20 protein-coding genes and 2 tRNA genes are annotated in these 22435 nt (G+C 40.8%); 1 reads left to right on the forward strand and 21 read right to left on the reverse strand.

The features are described 5' to 3' along the window. From sufC to parE, 17 genes are all read right to left on the reverse strand, one after another. A complete protein-coding gene (gene sufC / locus OVN23_RS08545) occupies positions 1 to 771 on the reverse strand; it encodes a Fe-S cluster assembly ATPase SufC (RefSeq protein WP_000114489.1) in 771 nt (256 codons plus the stop codon). Positions 772 to 920: 149 nt separating this feature from the next. Continuing rightward, positions 921 to 1115: a DUF3272 domain-containing protein gene (locus OVN23_RS08550; protein ID WP_001041547.1), complete on the reverse strand. Its 195-nt coding sequence runs from the start codon at positions 1113 to 1115 to the stop codon at positions 921 to 923. 27 nt (positions 1116 to 1142) lie between these two features. Continuing rightward, complete coding sequence (gene dnaX, locus OVN23_RS08555; RefSeq protein WP_000283774.1) at positions 1143 to 2798, reverse strand: DNA polymerase III subunit gamma/tau; 1656 nt, start codon at positions 2796 to 2798, stop codon at positions 1143 to 1145. Next, complete coding sequence (locus tag OVN23_RS08560; RefSeq protein WP_000920161.1) at positions 2798 to 3295, reverse strand: GAF domain-containing protein; 498 nt, start codon at positions 3293 to 3295, stop codon at positions 2798 to 2800. The genes dnaX and OVN23_RS08560 overlap by 1 nt, the downstream gene beginning before the upstream one ends. A gap of 85 nt (positions 3296 to 3380) precedes the next feature. Then, complete coding sequence (rpsA, locus tag OVN23_RS08565) at positions 3381 to 4583, reverse strand: 30S ribosomal protein S1 (protein ID WP_001001633.1); 1203 nt, start codon at positions 4581 to 4583, stop codon at positions 3381 to 3383. A 161-nt stretch (positions 4584 to 4744) separates the two neighbouring features. After that, a tRNA-Gln gene (locus OVN23_RS08570) sits at positions 4745 to 4816 on the reverse strand. Between the two features lie 9 nt (positions 4817 to 4825). Continuing rightward, positions 4826 to 4906, reverse strand: a tRNA-Tyr gene (locus OVN23_RS08575). 49 nt (positions 4907 to 4955) lie between these two features. Then, a complete protein-coding gene (locus tag OVN23_RS08580; protein WP_000037115.1) occupies positions 4956 to 5186 on the reverse strand; it encodes a DUF2969 domain-containing protein in 231 nt (76 codons plus the stop codon). Between the two features lie 167 nt (positions 5187 to 5353). Continuing rightward, complete coding sequence (gene pcp / locus OVN23_RS08585; RefSeq protein WP_000699369.1) at positions 5354 to 5998, reverse strand: pyroglutamyl-peptidase I; 645 nt, start codon at positions 5996 to 5998, stop codon at positions 5354 to 5356. 14 nt (positions 5999 to 6012) lie between these two features. Further along, complete coding sequence (locus tag OVN23_RS08590) at positions 6013 to 6936, reverse strand: DUF979 domain-containing protein (protein WP_000137263.1); 924 nt, start codon at positions 6934 to 6936, stop codon at positions 6013 to 6015. Continuing rightward, positions 6933 to 7622 carry a DUF969 domain-containing protein gene (locus tag OVN23_RS08595; protein ID WP_000454773.1) on the reverse strand — a complete coding sequence of 230 codons (690 nt, stop codon included), beginning with the start codon at positions 7620 to 7622 and terminating at the stop codon, positions 6933 to 6935. The genes OVN23_RS08590 and OVN23_RS08595 overlap by 4 nt, the downstream gene beginning before the upstream one ends. A gap of 64 nt (positions 7623 to 7686) precedes the next feature. Beyond that, positions 7687 to 9654: a peptide ABC transporter substrate-binding protein gene (locus OVN23_RS08600; protein WP_000837384.1), complete on the reverse strand. Its 1968-nt coding sequence runs from the start codon at positions 9652 to 9654 to the stop codon at positions 7687 to 7689. A gap of 22 nt (positions 9655 to 9676) precedes the next feature. Next, positions 9677 to 10699 (reverse strand): branched-chain amino acid aminotransferase, encoded by a 1023-nt coding sequence (locus OVN23_RS08605; RefSeq protein ID WP_000219004.1) that lies wholly within the window; start codon positions 10697 to 10699, stop codon positions 9677 to 9679. A gap of 134 nt (positions 10700 to 10833) precedes the next feature. Beyond that, on the reverse strand, positions 10834 to 13305 hold the full coding sequence (gene parC, locus OVN23_RS08610; protein ID WP_267240975.1) for a DNA topoisomerase IV subunit A: 2472 nt from the start codon (positions 13303 to 13305) through the stop codon (positions 10834 to 10836). A 52-nt stretch (positions 13306 to 13357) separates the two neighbouring features. Continuing rightward, positions 13358 to 14092 carry a CPBP family intramembrane glutamic endopeptidase gene (locus tag OVN23_RS08615; protein ID WP_033677411.1) on the reverse strand — a complete coding sequence of 245 codons (735 nt, stop codon included), beginning with the start codon at positions 14090 to 14092 and terminating at the stop codon, positions 13358 to 13360. Continuing rightward, the gene (locus OVN23_RS08620) at positions 14073 to 14906 is read right to left on the reverse strand and encodes an aminoglycoside 6-adenylyltransferase (protein WP_267240976.1); all 834 of its coding nucleotides are present in this window, start codon (positions 14904 to 14906) and stop codon (positions 14073 to 14075) included. The genes OVN23_RS08615 and OVN23_RS08620 overlap by 20 nt, the downstream gene beginning before the upstream one ends. Positions 14907 to 14933: 27 nt before the next feature. Beyond that, positions 14934 to 16877, reverse strand: a complete 1944-nt coding sequence (gene parE / locus OVN23_RS08625) for a DNA topoisomerase IV subunit B (protein WP_267240977.1) — start codon at positions 16875 to 16877, stop codon at positions 14934 to 14936. A 135-nt stretch (positions 16878 to 17012) separates the two neighbouring features. Here parE and plsY point away from each other — a divergent pair, with 135 nt between their 5' ends. Next, positions 17013 to 17654, forward strand: coding sequence for a glycerol-3-phosphate 1-O-acyltransferase PlsY (gene plsY, locus OVN23_RS08630; RefSeq protein WP_267240978.1), 642 nt, complete (start codon positions 17013 to 17015; stop codon positions 17652 to 17654). Positions 17655 to 17688: 34 nt separating this feature from the next. On the opposite strand, the gene OVN23_RS08635 is transcribed toward plsY, so the two are convergent. The 4 genes from OVN23_RS08635 to OVN23_RS08650 all read right to left on the reverse strand — a co-directional run bounded on the left by OVN23_RS08635 (position 17689) and on the right by OVN23_RS08650 (position 22429). Next, on the reverse strand, positions 17689 to 18645 hold the full coding sequence (locus OVN23_RS08635) for an ABC transporter permease (protein ID WP_000029124.1): 957 nt from the start codon (positions 18643 to 18645) through the stop codon (positions 17689 to 17691). A gap of 2 nt (positions 18646 to 18647) precedes the next feature. Continuing rightward, on the reverse strand, positions 18648 to 19706 hold the full coding sequence (locus OVN23_RS08640) for an ABC transporter permease (protein ID WP_023942990.1): 1059 nt from the start codon (positions 19704 to 19706) through the stop codon (positions 18648 to 18650). Beyond that, entirely contained in the window at positions 19699 to 21234 is a 1536-nt protein-coding gene (locus OVN23_RS08645; protein ID WP_173217581.1) for an ABC transporter ATP-binding protein, read from the reverse strand. Before OVN23_RS08645 ends, OVN23_RS08640 begins: the two co-directional genes overlap by 8 nt. Before the next feature lie 142 nt (positions 21235 to 21376). After that, positions 21377 to 22429, reverse strand: a complete 1053-nt coding sequence (locus tag OVN23_RS08650; RefSeq protein WP_049524889.1) for a BMP family lipoprotein — start codon at positions 22427 to 22429, stop codon at positions 21377 to 21379. Between the last annotated feature and the right edge of the window lie 6 nt (positions 22430 to 22435).

Here is a 22435-nt window from a genome sequence, read left to right on the forward strand (position 1 = left end):
TTACAATTCTTCCTTGTAGTCATAGCCAAGTTCTTCAGCTAGTTTTGCGTATCCTTCACGTTCCAAACGCGCAGCCAATTCTGGACCACCAGAAAGGACAACACGACCTTCCATCATGACGTGTACCACGTCTGGTGTGATGTAGTTCAAAAGACGTTGGTAGTGAGTGATAATCATAGCACCAAAGCCTTCACCACGCATAGCATTCACACCTTTAGAAACAACTTTAAGAGCATCAATATCAAGACCAGAGTCAATCTCATCCAAAAGGGCAAATGTTGGCTCCAACATCAAAAGTTGAAGAATTTCATTACGTTTTTTCTCACCACCAGAGAAACCTTCGTTGAGGTAACGCTCTGCCATTTCTTCTTTCATGTTGAGCAATTCCATTTTTTCATCTAGCTTAGTGATAAACTCGCGAACTGAAATCTTTTCATCATCTTCTTTACCAGCATTCATAGCTGCACGAAGAAACTCAGCGTTAGTAATACCAGGAATTTCTGATGGGTATTGCATAGCAAGGAAAAGTCCCATACGCGCACGCTCGTCAACTTCCAACTCAAGGATGTTTACGCCATCAAACAAGACCTCACCTTTGGTCACTTCATAGTTTGGATTTCCCATGATAGCGGCAGAAAGAGTCGATTTACCAGTACCATTTGGTCCCATGATAGCGGCGATTTCTCCTGTTTTCAGGGTCAGGTTAACCCCTTTTAAAATTTCTTTTCCTTCAATCTCAACGTGAAGATCTTTGATCTCTAATACTGACATGATAGTTCCTTTCTTTTTCAAGACTTTTACAGTACTTACTAGAAAAACGTCTGATTTCCCCAGAAATAGAGTAAAAGGTCTATAAATATACTTTTCTAGTATAACAAAAAAAAGCCTAAAAGGCTTTGATTTTGTCTGGAAGCTGAGGGCTAGTCTTTCCTATTAAAATGCTGATCGATGACATCAACGATTTTGCCCATCACATAACTGACGCGAAAATTTCTGAAGAGTAAAATTGCCCAAAAGGCTGCCATAATATAGCGGCCAGTCATCCAGGCTTCGTTGAAAAAATAGGTCTCAGCAGCTGTAAACAGCGCCATAATAATAAATTGTTGTTTATTCATAAACTTATTGTATCATGAAATCTTTCTTTAGTCTTCCTCTACCTTCACTTTATCAGCCAAAAATTCAAATCCTTCTGGAATCAGGCTTTCTTCTGCTTCTTTTTCAGTTTGAGAAGATTTGGCTTTGGCTGAAAAGGCTGCGCGAACTTCTTTCCATTCCTCCATGGAAATGGCTAAAATCTCAGGTGAAAAACCTGCTGCCTGACTAAGGATGTTACCAAACATGGTGTTGAGATTGTCTCGTTTCATGGTTTGACCAGCATTGAAGTTAGATTCAAAAGCAAGAATGGCATGGTGTTCATTGGCTGCAACCGGTTGAGAACCAACTAGCAGAGCCTTATCAGGGCCTCCTAGACTTTCAATCACCTCTCCCCAGGCATTCTGCAAACGAATCAGGTTTTGACGTGCTAAATCAGGATTTTCAACGGCCTCTTGTAAGATAGATTGAACTTTATTGCGATCCACACGATAGACTGTCTTGCCTGTTGCTGGGCGACTAGGAGCTGAACTCGTTGGCTTGGGTACAGTTCCCACATTGGCGAGTTCTTGTTTGAGACGTATCACTTCTTGTCTCAGCGTAGCAATTTCATGTTCAACCGCCCCTGAAAGAGCTGGTTCAGGCTTAATTTCCGCTAAACGAATGGTCATCATTTCAGCATAAATCTTGGGCTGCAAACTAGACTTAATATCTGCTAAACTCACTGTCGCTAAGCGAATCATTTCAAACAGATTTTCCTGAGGAAGTGCCAAATTTTCTACAAAGACTGGACTATGATGAGTGTTTTCTCCCCCTGTTTGAACAATTAACAAGTCTCTTAAATAGTGCAAAAGGTCGGTCACAAAACGAGTCATGCTCTTACCATTATCAAAAAGAAGATTTAAGCAAGACAAGGCCTTGGTAACATCCTGTTGAGACAAGGCAGCCACATAATCATCCAAGGCTGATAGGCTAATGGTGCCAGTAATTTCTTCAGAGATGGCAGTCGTCAATTCATTTCCCTGTGTCAAACTCAGAGCTTGATCCAAAATAGACAAGGCATCCCGCATTCCACCTTCCGCCTGTCTGGCAATGATTTCCACAGCCTCTGGTTCAGAACTAATATTTTCTTTTTCTAAGATATAGTGGATATGTTCCTTAATATCCTGTGTCTTAATTGATTTAAATTCAAAACGTTGCACACGGGATAGAATAGTCGCAGGAATCTTGTGCAATTCAGTAGTGGCCAAAATAAAGACTACATTCTGTGTTGGCTCTTCCAGCGTCTTTAGGAGAGCATTAAAAGCCCCTGTAGACAGCATGTGAACCTCGTCTATGATATAAACCTTATAACGAGCAAGACTAGGGGCATAGGTAGATTTATCACGAATTTCACGGATTTCATCCACCCCATTATTAGAGGCTGCATCCATTTCAATGACATCTTCTAAACTACCGTCCGTCACTGCCTGACAAATATAGCAGTTATTGCAAGGTTCGCCACCCACTTGATTGGGACAGTTCATAGCTTTGGCAAAAATCTTAGCTACACTGGTTTTTCCTGTTCCACGTGGACCAGAAAAAAGATAGGCATGACTTATTTTCTCTTGTTCTACTGCTTGTTTAAGAGTCTTAGCCACAACTTCTTGACCAACCAACTGGGAGAAGTTTTGACTTCTATATTTTCGATAAAGTGCTTGATACATTAAGATTTTTCCCCAAACATTGTAAAGTCCCATTCCGTCTTTTCAAGCAAAATAGCGACAAATTGTTCCAAATAATCTCGATCCATAGCATCGTAATCCTCAATCTCTGAAGAATCCAGATCCAGAACTCCAAGTAACTGACCATTCTTCATCATCGGCATCACAATTTCACTTTTAGCTAGACTGTCACAAGAAATATAGTTTGGATAGGTACTTACATCACCAACCAGGACTGTTTCCTGAAAATGAGCTGCCTCCCCACAAACACCTTTTCCCAGTGCAATACGGATACAGGAAACACCTCCTTGGAAGGGACCTAAAACCAATTCCTTTCCATCGAACAAATAAAAACCTGCAAATACAGTATTAGGAAAACGTGATTTTATGAGAGCACTGGCGTTGGAAAGATTAGCCAAAACATTGGTCTCGCCTTCCAATAGGAAGGACAATTCTTCATTTAACATTTGATAACGTGATTGTTTTTCTGATTTTAACATAGAACTATTATATCAAAAAAGGAGCAGAGACAAAAGAAAAATCCCTTGTTTAGTAAACAAAGGATTTTGTGAATTTTCAATTTGATTAAAGTTCGATATCACCAAACAAATCAGCCATTGAGAATCCTGTTTGTGTTTCTGGAAGTTCGAAATCACGTTTTTCTTGACGTTTTGGACGACGTGGACGAGCAGCACGTTTTTCTTCTTTTTGTCCTTCTTCTTGAGATGGACGCTCTTCAAGAGCTTTGATAGAAAGTGATACGCGCTCTGCATCTGCGTTAACTTCAAGAACTTTAACTTGAACTTCTTGACCAACTTTAAGAGCTTCTTTGGGATTTTCAATACGTTTGTGTGAAATTTGTGATACGTGAACAAGTCCATCGATACCTGGCAATACTTCAACAAATGCACCGAAGTCAGTCAAACGTTTAACTGTTCCTTCTACTACATCACCTTTAGCCAATTTTTGCTCAACGCCATCCCATGGTCCAGGTGTTGTTGCTTTAAGTGAAAGTGATACACGCCCTTCTTCTTCGTTAAGATCAAGGATTTTAACTTCAATTTCTTCACCAACAGTTACAACTGATTTTGGTGATACGTTACGTTCGTGTGACAATTCAGTCAAGTGAACCAATCCGTCAACACCACCAAGGTCGATGAAGGCACCGAAGCTTGTGATACGCGCAACTTTACCAGTTACAACATCACCAACAGCCAATTTACCGAATACTTCAGCGCGAGCTGCTGCTGTAGCTGCTTCAACAACTTCACGACGTGAAAGGATGAAGCGGTTTTCTTTAGCGTCAACTTCTTTGATTTTAGCATCAAATTCTTGACCTACAAAACGCTCAGTGTTACGTACGAAACGAGTATCCAACATTGAAGCTGGGATAAATCCACGAACACCTTCAAATTCTACTGAAAGTCCACCTTTAACGGCACGAGTTCCTTTAACAGTAACAACTTCTTCTTCGCGACCAACAAGTTTGTCCCATGCTTTGCGAGCTTCAAGGCGTTTTTTAGATACAAGGTATGTAACTGTATCAGTATCTTTACCAACTACTTGACGAAGTACAAGAACATCCAATACTTCTCCTACTTTAACAAAGTCATTGATATCTGCATCGCGATCGTTTGTCAATTCGCGAAGAGTCAAGACACCTTCAACACCAGTTCCAGAGATTGCAACGTTAGCTTGAGTCGCATCAACTGTCAATACTTCAGCACTAACAACATCACCAGTCTCAACTTGGCTAACGCTATTTAGCAAATCTTCAAATTCGTTCATCTAAAAAATCCTCCAACAATCAAGTTTTTCTTAAACTTGACATACTTATAATTTTTTTCCTAAGCACCCGCAAGGACATGTTCATATCATTCACGTCTTTCAATTATAAAAATAAAATACCCTAAGATATTTTGCTTTTTATCTTGATTATTACCTAAGAACTGGGGTAGCTGGATTCGAACCAACGCATGAGGGAGTCAAAGTCCCTTGCCTTACCGCTTGGCTATACCCCATTGATGAAATGGAGAGAGAGGGATTCGAACCCCCGAACCCGAAGGAGCGGATTTACAGTCCGCCGCGTTTAGCCTCTTCGCTATCTCTCCTACAATCAACATGGACTATTATATCATGAAAATTTCAAAAAAACAAGACTTATTTTGCTAAATTATAATTTTCAATCAAAATTTCCACAGCTTTTTCCAATTTTTTATAAAAACTATCGACATTCCCATTCTTTATGATGGCCAATTGTCCATCTAATTCGGCAATTTCTCCGATAACTTTTTTACCAATGGTCAAGGTATAGCCTTCAAAACTGTCTTTTCCTACATTAACTTTGGCATCTGCTACTTGAATTTCGATTTTTTTATCTTTCTTGCTCATTTCATACCTCTCTTCACTTTTTCTATTTTACAAGAAAATCCTAAAACTAGCAAGAAAAAACTCTATATCAGGCTTGTCTGACATAGAGTTTTATGTAAACAACATCAATCGATTTAGTATAGCTAATAGTTAGTAAACAAGCATAATTGACTATCCTTTTTAGGTTATCAGTGAGTCTCACCACCTACTAACTGCAAATCCTTATCTTTGTAGTCTACAATAGCTTCAATAGCTACCTCTATGCCTCTTACAATATCACATAGACTCATTCCTGCAGTATTCGGCTTATTTACTACTTGTTCCATCATATATGGAATATGCATGAAACCTGCTCTCATATTAGGGAATTTTTTATCCACTAAATAAAGAGCTTGGTACATCAAATGATTGCAAACAAAGGTTCCTGCACTATTGGACACAACTGCTGGAAGTCCCTGTTTTTTAATAGCTTGTACCATCGCTTTGATAGGTAAACTACTAAAATAGGCCGATGCTCCATCAATACGAATCGGTGTATCAATTGGTTGATTGCCTTCGTTATCAGGTATGCGAGCATCATCTTGATTAATAGCCACTCGTTCAGGTGTTAAACCTGTCCTGCCGCCTGCTTGTCCAATACAAAGTACAGCATCTGGTTGATATCGTAATATTTCTGCCTCTAAAACTTCTGACGACTTATAAAAAACCGTTGGAATTTCTACCCAGCGAACTTCGGCCCCATTAATCTCAGATGGTAATAATTTTACAGCCTCCAAAGCTGGATTAATCTTTTCACCTCCAAAAGGATTAAAACCTGTAACCAATATTTTCATTTTATTTTCCTTTACTAAAATGCGAGAAAGTACATTAAGAATATGTGAATAACAATCATTACTAGAGCAACACCTGCTTGAGCCTTTATAACACCATTCTGATCTTTCATATCCATCAGTGCTGCTGGTAGAGCGTTAAAATTAGCAGCCATTGGGGTCAATAAGGTCCCACAATAACCTGCTGTCATGGCAAGAGCACCAGCCACAATTGGATTAGCTCCCAGAGCAAATACAAAGGGAACTCCAACACCTGCTGTAATAACGGTGAATGCTGCAAAAGCATTTCCCATAATCATTGTGAATAGAACCATTCCAAGAACATAGGCCAAAACTCCTATAAAGCGACTATCTGAAGGAACAATACCGCTAATCAGATGAGAGATAACATCACCAACACCTGCTACAGTAAAAATAGCCCCCAAAGCCCCTAATAATTGGGGAACAATCCCACTTGTTGAAACTTGCTGAGTCATTCGATTATTTTCTGATAACAGACTCTTAGGGTGACTATTGGTAATCACAAGAACAGAAATTGTAGCAAACAAGGCGGCAAGGCTAATCGAAATCTTGCTAAATTCTGGAATCATTTGCGCTAAGACCAACGCAAGTATTGCCATCAGCATAACTGGAATAAAAATTTTATTTTTCAATCTGTTAGATTCAATATTGGCTTTCATTTCATCTAAGGATGGCAAGGTTCCGATACGGACTTGCTTAAACAATGTTAACAGCGATAATAGGATTACAATAATACCAATACTCATATTTGGCATATAGGAACCACCTATAAACGTAATAGCCAATAGAGTCCAAAATGCAGATGTTCCAAATCGGACTGGGTTTGTTTTATCTTTATAACTACAATAGGCTGTATGGAGAAATTGACAACCAATCACAATATAGGTCAACTCTAATAGTTGCTTTGCCAACTCTGTCATTTTTGTTCTCCCCCCCTAGTCTTTTCTGATGTCAATTTTTTATCAAATAAATAATTATAAATCCCCACTACAATAAGTGTTATAACAGCAACAATAATAGATGCAGAAGCAATCCCTGCATAATTGCTTTCATAGCCTAACTGATCTAATGTTCCCCCTATCAAGAGGACTCCCCCAGCACCTACAAACGTATTTTGAGCAAAGAAATTTCCAAAATTTTCATTCGCAGCCGCACGCGCTTTTATTGTCTCATCTTCAACCTCTGTTAACTTTCTACCTAATTGAGACTCTGCTGCTGCTTCTCCCATAGGTTGAACCAAAGGTCTGACAAACTGAGGGTGTCCTCCTAGACGAATTGAAAAGAAACCAGCTAACTCTCGAATAAAGAAATAAACTGTATAGAAGTTTCCAACTGTCAGACCTTTAATCTTTCGAATCAAATCAATTGATCGTTGCTTGAGTCCAAAGGTTTCTGACAGTCCCACAAGAGGCAAGGTAACCATAAAAATCGTGAGCACTCGCTGATTGCTAAATTCTTTTCCCAAAATCTCCAAAAATTCAACGAGAGAAACACCTGAAACTAAAGCTGTAACCAAACCAGCTAAGACTACTGTTGCAATTGTATCAAATTTTAAAATAAAACCCACAACAATGATTGCTATTCCTATTAGTTTAATCCACTCCATATCAAACTCCTCTATATTCAAAATGACAGTATTTTTTAAATTTTCTCAAGAGCAATACCATTCCTTATTTAATGTGCTTTTCTAGTTCTTTTTGGTATTTGCTATTGGATTCCAATTTTTCTTTTTGCCATTTTTTAAGAGCTTCGTCATATTCTTTTGTTGTAACAATATCTTTTTGCAATCTCATTCCTTTAAAGATATATGGATCCCCCTTAATACCAACTTGTGAGTATGGTTTTGAGAATGGTACTACGTTACTTACAACTGGAGAACCGCCAGATGAAGCTGTTGGCATCAATAATGAACTATCTGTCAACCAAGCTTGAGCTTTGGCATATTTTTCATATCTCTTCTCTAGGTCAGTGGTCTCAGAAACAGCATCTTCTAACAATTTCTTATATTGATCCAAACCAAGTTTAGCGACAACATCCTTATCTTTTCCTTTCGTAATACCAAGGTGTTTCATGGCAGAACCAGATTTTGGATCCATAATATTCAAGTAAGACGCTGGATCTTGATAGCTTGGAGCCCATCCTGTACTGTTCAAATCATAGTCTTTTTGAGAAGGAACACGCGCTTGTGATGTAATAGTTTCTTTTTCATTATCTGTCATTTGAAGTACATCGATGACAACATTTTCAGCACCAAGAGTTGATTCAATAGACTGTTTGAAAGAGTTGCTTTGTTGAACGGCGATAGTATCTGTTTGTTCAACCGGGACATCCAAGTGAATTGGGAAGGTTACCCCTTTAGATTCCAAGTCTTTCTTAGCTTTTTCGAAAGCAGCTTTAGCCTTGTCAGGGTTGTAGATAGAATCCTTACCGTCAACTAGCTCAACACCTTTCCATTGGTCACCATAGTTCACCAACTCTGCTTGAGCGATTTGACCAAAGTTCTTACCACCTGCTTGTACGAAGTTATCTGGAACAAGGCTGTTACGAATAATCTTGTCCGCACCATCTTCACCGTTTAGCTGGGCAGCATAAGAATGACGATTAAAGGCAAAGTTGATAGCCTGACGGAAATCCTTATTGAGCATCGCTTCTTTTGTAGAAGTCTTTTGCTCCTCACTTGTTTTCGCAGTTTTATTGTATGACTGACGATTTACGTTAAAAGTAAAGTAATAACTACTTGAGTCCTGTGGGCTATAAGTGATTTTATCTCCGTATTGTTCCAAAGTTGAAGCAAAGTTTGAGCTGCTTGGGAAGAGACGGGCTGTCGTATAAGCACCAGAGGAGAAGCTACGGATCAAAGACTCCTGATCTGAACCATCGTAGTAGGTCAATTTAATCTTCTCGATTTTAACATTTTCTTTATCCCAGTAATTTGGATTTTTTTCATATTCAATCAAAGATTTAGAAGTCAATGTTTTTAAGAAATAAGGACCATTGTAGAGAATCCCTGCTGGGCTAACCTCTCCGTAATTCTTTCCTGATGCCTTCAAAAACTCTTCATTTACAGGCAACATCGTCGCTGTTGTAACTTTTGAATTCCAGAAACTTTCTGGCGCATTCAATGTATACTCAACTGTGTAGTCATCCAAAGCTTTAACACCAACTGTAGAGAAATCATTGGTTTCACCAGTCATATAGGCGTCCAAGCCTTTGATTGAATTTTGGATGAGAGAGACACCGTCTGACTTACCATCAGCGACGTGTTTTAGTCCTGTCACAAAGTCATGGGCTGTCACTTCTGCGTATTCTTCGCCTTCTGATGTGTACCATTTCACTCCCTTACGAAGTTTATAGGTATAAGTCAATCCATCTTTTGAGACAGACCAATCCTCAGCCAAGGAAGGAATAACATTACCATATTTATCATTTTCCATCAAACCATCAACGACATTCCCGATAATATCTGTTGTGGATGTACGCGTTGCTATGCTGTAGTCCAAGGATGCTGGATCCACTGCATAAACATAAGAAAATGTTGTCGGAGCATCTGCTTCTTTATCAGCTTTTCCACAGGCTGCTAAAAGAGCTGTTGTGCTTAGGATAAGTCCTGTTGTTAAAATCCACTTTTTCGATTTCATAAAAATCTCCTTTAATATATTTTTAATCTACTTTTACAATCCAACCTTCTGGCGCTGGAATATCACCAAACTGAATTCCTGTCAATTCATCATAGAGCTTACGAGTCACAGGTCCTACTTCTGTTTCACTATAGAATACATGGAAATCATCACCGTGCTGAATACCTCCAATTGGAGAAATAACCGCTGCTGTACCACAGGCACCTGCCTCTACAAAACGGTCAAGGTTATCAATTGGAACATCACCCTCAATAGGAGTTAATCCCAAACGATGTTCTGCCAAATAAAGCAAGGAATACTTGGTAATAGATGGCAAGATAGATGGACTCAATGGCGTTACAAATTCATTATCAGCTGTGATTCCAAAGAAGTTAGCTGATCCGACTTCTTCAATCTTTGTATGAGTTGAAGGGTCTAGGTAGATAACATCTGAGAAATGGCGCGATTTAGCCAATTTCCCTGGCAAAAGACTGGCAGCATAGTTTCCACCAACCTTTGCCGCACCTGTACCATTTGGAGCTGCACGGTCGTATTCATCCTGAATCAAGAAGTTGGTTGGGACCAAACCACCCTTAAAGTAATTTCCAACTGGCATAGTAAAGATAATAAAAATATACTCCTCTGCTGGTTTTACCCCGATAATATCTCCGACACCAATCAAAAGAGGGCGAAGATAGAGGGTTCCACCTGTTCCGTATGGTGGTACGTATTCTTCATTCGCACGGACAACTGCTTTACAAGCTTCTACAAACATGTCTGTCGGAACTTGTGGCATCAAGAGACGGTCACATGTCCGTTGCAGGCGTTTGGCATTTTCATCAGGACGGAACAGTTGAACACTGCCATCTTTAGTACGATAAGCTTTCAAACCTTCAAATGCTTGTTGTCCATAGTGGAGACTTGGAGAAGACTCTGAAATATGCAAAGTTGCATCCTCTGTAAGCTCTCCTTGATTCCATTGTCCATTTTTAAAATGAGCAATATAGCGATAAGGTAATTTCATATAGGAGAAACCAAGGTTTTCCCAATCAATCGTTACTGTCATATTCCACTCCTTATTCTAAAAACCTATTTCTTATATTCTACACTTTTTTTCTAAAATAGCAAGTATATTTTGTAATTTTCAGAAAATTTCTTCAATAAAAAGAACCAGCTCTTAGAACTGATTCTTCATTTCACTTATTTAGCTTCAGTAAATACTTCTTTAAGATAAGCGTCAAAAACTTCTTCATCTGAAATCGTGTCAGAAATGAAGCTTCCATTGCTAGTGCGTTCTGACAAGTTCAAGTCTTGCAATCGGCTTTCATAGATTGTTCCTTTATTAGATTGGATAAGCAAAGTTTGATCGTTCCCGTCCACTTCCGTACTGAAGAGATCACCAACAAAGCCTTGTTCTGCAACTGCACCAGCCAAGAAGACACGGTGCGGTTTGTTTTTCAACTCACGCAAGACTTGTAGTCCTCGTTTGGCACGGCTGGTTGCCGGAATTTCGTCAATAGAAACACGTTTCAAACTTCCACGCTGAGTCAAGAGGTAGAAAGATGATGTATTACAGATAAAGGCAGACTGGAGAACATCATCTTCTTTCAAGTTCATAGCCTTGACCCCTGCAGCCTTGGCACCGACAACCGGAACCTCTTCGATATTGAAACGTAGGGCATAACCATTTTGGCTAATCAAAAGAACATCATCTAGTTTAATCGGAGCCACTGCTACAATCTGGTCTGTATCGTCTTTGAGCTTAGCATACTTGACAGACTTAGACTTGTAGGTCCGCCATGGAGTGAATTCTTTGCGTTCTACACGCTTGATTTGACCGAGACGAGTAGCTGCAAAATAAGTTGTCGCATCATCAAACTGATCCACGACTTCCACATAAAGGATTTCTTCGTTAGTTTCAAAGTTTGTAATGGTCTGGCTCAGATGCTCTCCGATGTCCTTCCAACGAATATCTGCCAATTCATGGATTGGTCGATAAATGACATTTCCAAGCGTCGTGAACATCAAGAGATGTTGAGTTGTCTTGGCAGATTGAACAAAAATCAAACGATCGTCATCACGTTTGCCAATTTCTTCCAGAGTGGATGCCGCAAAGGAACGTGGGCTGGTACGCTTGATATAACCTGCCTTGGTCACGCTGACATAGGTATCTTCCTCAGCGATAAGACTAGCTGTATCAATCTCAATTGCTTTTGCTGTGTCTTCTAAAGTACTCAAACGTGGAGTCGCAAATTTCTTCTTGACCTCACGAAGTTCTTTCTTCATGAGATTGTACATGGTCCGTTCATCACCGATAATCGCCGCCAGCATGGCAATCTTTTCACGAAGTTCTGCTTCTTCTTCCTGCAAGACAACTACGTCTGTATTGGTCAAACGGTACAGTTGCAAGGTTACGATGGCCTCAGCCTGCTCTTCTGTAAAGTCATAGCTGACCTTAAGGTTTTCCTTGGCGTCCGCCTTATTCTCAGAAGCGCGGATAAGTGCAATGACTTCGTCCAAAATCGAAATCACGCGAATCAAACCTTCGACGATATGGAGACGTTTCTCAGCCTTTTCCTTGTCAAAGCGGGAACGCGCCAAAATCACTTCACGACGGTGGACGATATAGCTAGACAAGATTGGGACGATCCCAACCTGACGAGGCGTGAAATTGTCAATCGCCACCATGTTAAAGTTGTAATTTATTTGTAGGTCGGTGTATTTGAAGAGATAGTTAAGAACGAGCTCAGTATTAGCGTCTTTTTTGAGCTCAATAGCGATTCGAAGACCGTCACGGTCAGACTCATCACGAACCTCAGCAATTCCAGCCACCTTATTATTGACACGAACATCATCAATCTTCTTGACTAGATTGGCCTTGTTGATTTCATAAGGAATCTCAGTGATAACGATTTGTTCCTTACCACCTTTTAACTTTTCAATCTCAGTCTTGGAACGAACAACCACGCGCCCTTTCCCAGTTTCATAGGCCTTCTTGATTTCATCACGACCCTGGATAATCCCTCCAGTCGGGAAGTCTGGTCCAGGCAAGAATTCCATGAGTTTATCAATCTTTGCAGTTGGGTGGTCAATCATGTAAACCGCCGCATCGATGACCTCAGCTAAATTATGAGGTGGAATATCTGTGGCATAACCAGCCGAAATACCAGTCGATCCATTTACCAAGAGATTTGGAAAGGCTGCTGGCAAAACAGTAGGTTCTTTCTCGGTATCGTCAAAATTCCAAGCAAAAGGAACTGTCTTTTTATCGATATCCTGAAGAAGATAGCCTGCAATCTCAGACAAACGCGCCTCAGTATAACGCATAGCCGCAGGCGGATCTCCGTCCATAGAACCGTTGTTACCGTGCATTTCGACTAGAATCTCACGATTCTTCCAGTCCTGTGACATACGAACCATGGCATCATAGATAGAAGAATCACCGTGTGGGTGGAAATTCCCCATGATGTTACCAACAGACTTGGCTGACTTACGGTAGCTCTTGTCAAAAGTATTTCCATCTTTATTCATCGAATAAAGAATGCGGCGTTGAACCGGCTTCAAACCATCACGAATGTCTGGCAAAGCCCGATCTTGAATAATGTACTTGGAGTAGCGACCAAAGCGCTCTCCCATGATGTCCTCCAGGGACATATTTTGAATGTTAGACATAATAATTCTCTTTTTAGTGTTTTATTGTAAAGTAAATCTATATTTTATAAATTTAACTGTTTCTTTGTAGGTAGTAAGAAAAGAAGAGCAATCCTACTAATCCTAGAATGAATAAAAGATTAATTTTAATAACAAATAAGCTAAGTAAGGTATTAATTAGACCGTGAAAAATGGCGCAAAAAAGGACCGACTTTGTCTTTTTGAAAACAGCTGCTAGAAGAATACTGAGATAAATTGCAAATAGACTGAATAATATAAAAGGCATCCCACTTTGGGAACTTCCAATCACAAACCATAAAGGTACATGCCATATTGCCCAAATACAACCTGTTATCAAACCGGAAATCCAAAAGGAGAATCTAGTTTCCAAAGTTGGTTGCAAGATGCCTCGCCATCCCAATTCTTCTTCGCCACCATAAACACAGACTGCACTCAAAAAAACAACTAACAAATTTCCTAGTGGAAAAGCCGGATTAAGCTCCTTAGAGGAGAAAGCAATGACACCTGTCTGCACGAAAATTAGTAAAAGAAATAACAAAATATATTTCTTTGAGTCCCCTAAGATAAAAGAGACTATGCTTTTAATGGATTTTTGAGGCAAACAAGAAATGGCTGCAATGGTTGGACCGAAACCTCCTAGTAAATGGAGAAAAATTCCTAGTGGACTTGTTAGACTTAAGAGGCTCATTTGCGTCAGAAAAGCGAGCAATCCCCAACCAAATCCCCAAGAAATGAGAAAACTAATCAGTAAAAATTTTGTTATCTTATTATTTTGTAAATGTTTCATTTGTTTCGAGTCTCTCCTTAGCATACTCAATCATCTTCTCAGCTACCTCCATATCATAGTCAAATCCCAGCTTTTTAGCAAGGTACTGAGCCTCTCGGTGGAAAAATTCCATCGTAGCAAACAAAGACTGAGTGATTTTATCTAAACTTGAGAAATCAAGCAGATTTGAAAATTCCTTCTTTTGCTCAGCAGGTAAATAGTTGAAGAGATACTTGTAGTTCTTGCCGATATCGACTTTCCCCCTATCACTTGCAACCTGCCAAGCCAAAATTTTCAAGAATTCTTGTTGACAAATGCCGTAGAGATGGTCAGTCGCGTAGATGACTTGCTTACGACAGATTCCTTTGACCACGTAGGCTGACACCCACCAAAATTCATTGCAGGCTTTTTCAAAATCTATCGCACTAGCTGGGCTTGTCCAGTAACGCTCTAGATTTTGAGAATAGGGTTCAAATAAATGTTCTGGATCTTCTAAAACAGTGAATCCTGCCTCACTATCCACCCACTCTTGGATGTGGTCTTTGGGGCAGAGAGTCAAATCAATACGATTACCATCTTCAAAGAGCATGAGATAAAGACGACGATGGTCAAGAACAACCTCTTGCTCTATAATTCGTTTTCCGAAATAGTCCAACCAAGAAAGGTCACTCGTCAGATTATCAAAATCATCCACGACATAGACCACATCGTAGTCTTGAAATTCATCTTTTGGTGCTTTTGTATCAGTTCGTGAACCAGATAGAGCGACAGCTTTAACTTTCAAGTTTTTAGCTATCTTTATAAGAAGAGATAGCATTTCTGTTTCAGTCCTCATGTTAATACCCATTCATTAAAAAGTGACTTAAAACACTGTAGCTTCTTCCAACGTAAACTTGACATTATCTTCAATCCACTTACGTCGTGGTTCGACCTTGTCGCCCATGAGGACATTGACGCGGCGTTCGGCGCGGGCTAGGTCTTCGATTGTGACACGGATGAGGGTACGGGTTTCAGGATTCATAGTTGTTTCCCAGAGCTGGTCCGCATTCATCTCACCAAGTCCCTTGTAGCGTTGGAGGGTAGCGCCTTTACCGAACTGTTTGCGGAGTTCTTCTAGTTCTACGTCTGTCCATGCGTAGGCTACTTCTTCTTTTTTGCCTTTACCTTTTGACATCTTGTAAAGAGGTGGAAGAGCGATGTAGACATGGCCTGCCTCAACTAGCGGACGCATGTAGCGGTAGAAAAATGTCAAGAGCAAGGTCTGGATATGGGCACCGTCGGTATCCGCATCGGTCATGATAATAATCTTGTCATAGTTGGCATCTTCAAGGGAGAAGTCTGCTCCGACACCCGCACCGATAGTATATATCATGGTATTGATTTCTTCATTTTTGAGAATATCCGCCATCTTGGCCTTGGCTGTATTGATAACCTTACCACGAAGGGGCAAAATTGCCTGGAACTTGCGGTCACGGCCTTGTTTAGCAGAACCACCGGCAGAGTCCCCCTCTACCAAATAGAGCTCGTTCTTAGCAGGATTCTTAGATTGGGCTGGGGTCAATTTCCCAGACAGCAAGCCCTTGTCTTTCTTATTTTTCTTACCATTTCGGCTTTCATCACGCGCCTTACGTGCCGCTTCACGAGCGTCACGGGCCTTGATAGCCTTGCGAATGAGATTGGAAGCTAGTTCTCCATTTTCCATGAGGAAGAAGGTCAACTTATCCGCCACAATGCCATCCACAACGGGACGAGCTAGTGGACTGCCTAATTTGTCCTTGGTCTGACCTTCAAACTGGAGGTGTTCTTCAGGAACCAAGATAGAAAGAACAGCTGCTAACCCTTCACGGTAATCTGACCCTTCAAGGTTTTTATCTTTTTCCTTGAGAAGCCCCGTCTTACGCGCATAGTCATTCATAACCTTGGTAATGGCAGACTTGAGTCCTGTCTCGTGCGTTCCACCGTCCTTGGTGCGAACATTATTAACAAAGGACAAGATGTTATCTGAAAATCCATCATTGTACTGGAGGGCTACTTCCACTTGGAAACCATTGTCTTCCCCTTCAAAGTAAAGAACCGGCGTCAAGGTTTCCTTGTCTTCGTTTAAATAAGAAACAAAGTCCTGTACCCCATTTTCATAGTGAAACTCAACAGACTCATCTGTTCGCTTGTCTGTCAGAGACAAGGTCACATTTTTCAAGAGAAAGGCTGATTCATTAAGACGCTCTGAGATGGTATTGTACTTGAAGTCTGTCGTAGAGAAGATAGTCGCATCAGGCATAAACGTAACCTTTGTACCTGTCTTAGACTTAGGCGCTGTACCGATTTTCTTCAAAGTCGTAACAGGTTTGCCACCATTTTCAAAACGTTGCTTGTAGATTGCACCGTCACGAGTGATTTCTACCTCTAACCAACTAGATAGAGCATTTACAACAGAAGAACCAACCCCGTGGAGACCACCTGATGTCTTGTAGCCTCCTTGACCAAATTTTCCTCCTGCGTGAAGAATGGTAAAAATAACCTCAACGGTCGGAATTCCCATAGCGTGCATACCTGTCGGCATCCCACGTCCGTGGTCTTGAACCGTTAAACTGCCATCTTTATTGATTGTCACATCAATACGGTCACCAAATCCAGACAAGGCCTCATCGACCGCATTATCGACGATTTCCCAGACTAGGTGGTGGAGACCTGCCCCATCAGTCGATCCGATATACATCCCTGGACGTTTACGGACCGCATCCAACCCTTCTAGCACCTGAATGGCATCATCATTATAATTGTTAATATTGATTTCCTTTTTTGACACAAGGAACCTCCTATTCGTTCATCTTTACTATTCTACAGGTTTTCCAAGGATTTTGCAAAATTTTTCTTTCTCCGCTGTGACAATTTCAGAAGAGATTCTCTGCCTTTCTTCTCCATTTCATGATATAATAGGAGTATGATTACAATAGTTTTATTAATCCTAGCCTATCTGCTGGGTTCAATTCCGTCTGGTCTCTGGATTGGACAAATTTTCTTTCAGACAAATCTGCGTGAACACGGTTCTGGAAATACTGGAACGACCAATACTTTCCGCATTTTAGGCAAGAAAGCTGGTATGGCTACCTTTGTGATTGACTTTTTCAAAGGAACCCTAGCAACGCTTCTTCCAATTATTTTCCATCTTCAAGGGATTTCACCTCTCATCTTTGGATTTTTGGCTGTTATTGGCCATACCTTTCCTATCTTTGCAGGATTTAAGGGTGGCAAGGCTGTCGCAACTAGCGCTGGAGTGATTTTCGGATTTGCGCCTGTCTTCTGTCTCTACCTTGCAGTTATTTTCTTTGGAACCCTCTATCTTGGTAGCATGATTTCACTCTCTAGTGTCACATCATCTATCGCGGCTGTTATCGGGATTCTACTCTTTCCACTTTTTGGTTTTATTTTGACTCATTATGATCCTATCTTTATTGCAATCATTCTAGCTCTTGCTGGTTTGATTATCATTCGTCATAAGGACAATATCACTCGTATCAAAAACAAGACTGAAAATCTTGTCCCTTGGGGACTGAACTTAACTCATCAAAATCCTAAAAAATAAAACGCCAGTTTTGAACTGACGTTTTTTTGTATGCTTATTTTGATTTGATATAGTTGATACCATCTGCTTTTGGTGCAACTGCTTTTCCAAAGAAGGCTGCCAAGACAAGAATTGTCAAAACATAAGGTGCGATTTGAAGGTAAACCGCTGGCACTCCTTGTAGGAATGGCAATTGAGAACCGATAACAGCCAAACTTTGTGAAAGTCCAAAGAAAAGACTAGAAAGCATGGCTCCGATTGGATTCCATTTCCCAAAGATCATCGCAGCAAGGGCGATAAATCCAGGTCCAACAATAGTTGTCACTGAGAAGTTAACTGAGATTGATTGAGCATAAATCGCTCCGCCAATTCCACCTAGGAAACCTGAAATAATAACCCCTAAATATCTCATCTTGTAGACATTGATTCCCAACGTGTCCGCTGCTTGAGGATGTTCACCAACAGAGCGGAGACGAAGACCAAAGCGAGTTTTGAAGAGAATAAACCAAGCAAGGAACGAGAAGGCAATCGCCAAGTAACCAAGAAGGCTAGTTGACTTGAAGAAGATATCACCGATTACTGGGATATTTGCCAAGACTGGGAAATCAAAGCGTCCAAAAGTCTGACTTAGGTTGTCGGTTTGTCCTTTATTATAAAGAACTTTCACCAAGAAAACAGCCAAGGCAGGCGCCATCAAGTTCAATACCGTACCGCTGACAACATGGTCTGCACGGAAATGAACCGTCGCTGCTGCGTGGATGATAGAGAAGAGACCACCAACCAATCCTGCTACAAGCAAGGATAGCCATGGAGTTGCTGCTCCAAATTGTTCTGCAAATTCAAGGTTAAAGACAACTCCAGAAAAGGCACCCATAACCATAATTCCTTCAAGGCCGACGTTGACGACACCACCACGTTCAGAGAAAACACCACCAATACTTGTAAAGATGAGGGGCGCTGAGTAAATCAGCATAGAAGACACCAAGAGGGTGAGCAAGGTTGTAATAGACATCTTTACTTACCTCCTTTAACTTGTTTTTTCGGTTTGACAAAGCGTTCGATAAGGTAATGAACACTGACAAAGAAGATAATAGACGCTGTTACAATGCTGACAAGCTCAGACGGTACCTGCGCCGCATTCATACCAGGGGCTCCAACTTGGAGAACACCAAATAGGAAGGCTGCAAAGAGAATACCAATTGGTGAGTTGGCCGCAAGCAGACTAACCGCCATCCCGTTAAATCCGACAGCTAATGATGCCCCTTGAACATAGACGTTCTGGAAGGTTCCCAGTCCTTCAACAGCTCCACCAAGACCTGCCAAGGCACCTGAGATAATCATTGATAGGATAATAGTCCGTTTGGCAGAAATACCAGCGTATTCTGAAGCATGTGGATTAAGACCAACCGCACGGATTTCAAAACCAAGAGTCGTTTTCTTGAGCATGAACCAAATAACTGCAACAGCAATGATGGCAAAGAAAATACCAATATTCATCCGTGAGTTACCAGTCAACTCAGCCAACCAAGGTGTCTGGTAGGTTGCATTAGCACCAACACGAATGGTCGAATCTGTACTTTGCATAAAGTCTTTAGGGAAGGCATGGATAAAGGCATTCCCTACATACAAGACAATGTAGTTCATCATGATGGTTACAATAACCTCTGACGTCCCTAGATAGGCTCTCAGAATACCTGGAATCGCGCCAACAATTCCACCAGCAATCAAGGCAATCACGATGGTTGCTAGAATCATCAAGGGACGCGGCATATCTGGATGCGACAGGGCAAACCAACCACTGAGAATCCAACCTGCCAAAGCCTGACCAGGAAGTCCGACGTTAAAGAAACCTGCACGACTGGCAACAGCAAAACCAAGACCAATCAAGACCAAAGGACCCATAGCACGGAAGATTTCTCCAATCCCACGCAGACTACCAAAGGCTGTATAGAACAATTCTTCGTAGCCCCAAATAGCATCATAACCGAATATCCACATGACAATGGCTCCAAGTAAAATTCCTAGGAAGACAGAAATCAAGGGAACCGAAATTTGTTGTAATTTTTTAGACATCACTCTTCTCCTTTCCCAAGTTTCCACCAGCCATCAAGACACCAAGTTCTTGTTTATTGGTTGTTTCTGGTGATACAATACCTTGAATCTTACCATCGTGTATAACGGCAATACGGTCTGAGACGTTTAAAATCTCATCCAATTCAAAGCTGACAACTAGAACAGCCTTACCATTATCACGCTCTTCAATCAAGCGCTTGTGGATATATTCAATGGCACCGACATCCAAACCACGAGTTGGCTGACTGACGATAAGGAGATCAGGATCTCGATCAATTTCACGAGCAATAATTGCTTTTTGTTGATTTCCTCCTGAGAGTGCAGCTGCAGGCACAAATTCACTGGCAGCACGAACATCAAATTCTTCCATTAGCTTTTTAGCATAAGAAGTAATATTTGAATAGTTCAAAATTCCATTTTTACTATGTGGTTCTTTGTAGTAGGTTTGAAGGGCAATATTTTCAGAGATCATCATTTCCAAAATCAAACCATCACGATGACGGTCTTCTGGAACGTGCCCAACACTTAGCTCTGTAATTTGTCGTGGATGCAAGCCTACAATTGAATCTCCTTTTAGCTCAATGCTACCAGATTCAACCTTGCGAAGACCTGTGATGGCTTGAATCAGTTCAGACTGACCATTTCCATCAATCCCTGCAATACCAACAATCTCTCCAGCACGAACATCCAAGGACAGATTTTTAACAGCTGGGACACCGCGGTTTTCATTGACCACCAAGTCTTTAATAGACAAGACTACTTCTTTTGGTTGAGAGGCTTGTTTCTCTGTTTTAAAGGAAACAGAACGTCCCACCATCATTTCTGCTAAATCAGCATTGGTAGCCCCTGCAATTTCGACAGTTTCAATTGATTTCCCACGACGGATAACTGTAACTCGGTCAGAAACTGCACGAATCTCATCCAACTTGTGGGTAATCAAGATAATTGATTTTCCTTCTTTAACAAGATTTTTCATGATAGCCATCAACTCATCAATTTCTGATGGAGTCAAAACAGCCGTTGGTTCGTCAAAGATAAGGATATCAGCCCCCCGATAAAGGGTTTTTAAAATTTCTACACGTTGTTGGGCTCCAACTGAGATATCTGCCACTTTGGCAGAAGGATCAACAGCTAAGCCATAACGTTCAGAAAGAGCCTTGATTTCTTTGCTAGCTCCAGCGATATCTAATACACCATTTTTAGTTAATTCACTACCTAAAATGATGTTTTCAGCCACTGTGAAGGCTTCTACCAACATAAAGTGCTGGTGAACCATTCCGATTCCCAAGCTAGCCGCTTTAGATGGTGAGTCGAGGTTGACAACTTGACCGTTGACCACAATTTCACCACTAGTTGGTTCAAGAAGACCCGCTAACATGTTCATTAGCGTGGACTTACCAGCCCCATTTTCTCCTAAAAGTGCATGAATTTCACCTTTTCGTAGGTGCAGGTTGATGTTGTCGTTGGCAACAAATTCACCAAACACCTTGGTAATATCACGCATCTCAATGACATTTTCGTGTGCCATGTGCTCTTCCTTTCAGAGTCTTATTTTATTTCAATAAAACTTGCTAGTTTCTCTAGTAGCAAGCTTTACTGAGACAAAATGACTTTGTCTCAACTCTTAAAAAGCGGCCGATGGCCGCTTCCTAAGAAATAACTTCCATCCATTATTTTGCAGGAACTTTTACGCTTCCATCAAGGATTTTAGCTTTAGCATCTTCGACAGCTTTTTTACCTTCTTCTGAAAGGTTTGTTACTGCCAAGTCAACCCCTTTATCTTTCAATGAGTAAACGATCACTTGACCGCCAGGGAATTCACCTTTTTCTGCCTTGTTAGAAATATCTTTTACAGTTGTACCAACTTGTTTCAAAGTAGATGCAAGAACAAAGTTTGATTCTTTGCCATCTTTAGAAGTGTATTTACCTTCTGCTTCTTGGTCACGGTCAACACCGATAACCCAAACTTTTTCATTTTCAGGACGGCTTTCGTTGAGTGATTTTGCTTCTGCAAAGACACCAGCACCTGTACCACCAGCTACTTGGTAAACAATATCTGCACCAGCTGCGTATTGTGCTGCTGCAATTGTTTTACCTTTAGCAGCATCACCAAATGAACCAGCATAGTCAACTTGTACTTTGATAGATGGGTCTACTGAGGCAACACCTGCCTTGAAACCAGCTTCAAAACGAGAGATAACTTCTGACTCCTGCCCACCTACAAAACCAACTTGTTTTGTTTTAGTTGTTTTTGCTGCAGCTACACCTGCAAGGTAACCTGACTCATTATCAGCGAAAGTTACGCTCGCAACATTCTTTTGATCTTTAATCACATCATCAATCAAGACATAGTTCAAGTCAGAATGTTCTTTAGCTGCTTCTTCAACCGCATTGTGAAGGGCAAAACCAACACCGAAGATTAGGTTGTAACTTCCAGCCGCTTGTTGCAAGTTGTTAGCGTAGTCAGCTTCACTTGTTGATTGGAAGTAAGTGAAACCGTTATCTTTTGAAAGATTGTGTTCTTTACCCCAAGCCTGCAAACCTTCCCAAGCTGATTGGTTGAATGATTTATCATCAACACCACCAGTATCAGTGACGATTGCTGCTTTTGTCTTCACATCAGAAGATGAATCTGCCTTACGAGAAGAGCGGTTACCACATGCAGCAAGTCCAACTGCTGCCACTGCTACTAGGCCAAGACCTAGCCATTGTTTCTTGTTCATTACTGA

This window comes from Streptococcus sp. Marseille-Q6488, from assembly GCF_946902925.1.
GTDB lineage: Bacteria > Bacillota > Bacilli > Lactobacillales > Streptococcaceae > Streptococcus.